The sequence below is a fragment of the Bacillus zhangzhouensis genome, assembly GCF_000715205.1.
In the GTDB taxonomy this organism is placed as follows: domain Bacteria; phylum Bacillota; class Bacilli; order Bacillales; family Bacillaceae; genus Bacillus; species Bacillus zhangzhouensis.
The window spans coordinates 1-568 of record NZ_JOTP01000084.1 but is presented as its reverse complement, the minus strand read 5'-3'; the positions used below and the strand labels follow the sequence as shown (position 1 = coordinate 568).

At 37.0% G+C, this 568-nt stretch carries 1 protein-coding gene and 1 pseudogene; both read right to left on the bottom strand.

Annotated features, from left to right (window positions below):
- Window positions 1-147, bottom strand: a pseudogene (locus BA70_RS20755) (HK97 family phage prohead protease); the annotation flags it as partial.
- The coding region (locus BA70_RS18955) for a phage portal protein (protein WP_034325293.1) at window positions 140-568 on the bottom strand (429 nt) is incomplete at its 5' end. The pseudogene BA70_RS20755 and the gene BA70_RS18955, both read right to left, overlap by 8 nt.

The following is a 568-nucleotide window of genomic DNA, read 5'->3' as shown; positions in this document are numbered from 1 at the left end:
GCTTATAAGTTCATTTAGACAACCCAAACTTTCGGACCATTTTTCAAATTTCAAAGCATAGCCTTCCACATATTCGGATTGTCCTTCTCCATCGGAACGGATCTCAATTGGCGTCGTGAGCAGCCTTACTTCTTTTTCTTTACTCATTCTTGCTGTCACCTCCCTTCATGGCAGAACCAGCTTTAAGCCTCTGGTATTCTTCCATAAAGTCAAGGAACACATAATTCAAGCTAGATAGATATTTTTCGCCATGTTCAATAGGGTTTCTTTCAATCAAGTCGCGAATCTCATTTTTATTTAAAAGACCCGCTTCGCTCATGGTCTTAAAATACTCTGCTTGAGTTTTACTGTCGCCGCGCAGCTCACTATCAACATTGAATTTTACATAATGGCCCGCTTTTTGATCATTGTCAGTAAACAGCTTAATATTTAATTCTTGTTCAAAATTCACGATCCACGGTTGCAATGTGTTTTTTACGTATTCCAGGGATTGATGCTCAATGTTTGAAAATCTGGCTTTATCAAGATCTTTGAGTTTATTCAAAGGTAATTTATTATTATTTTCTAT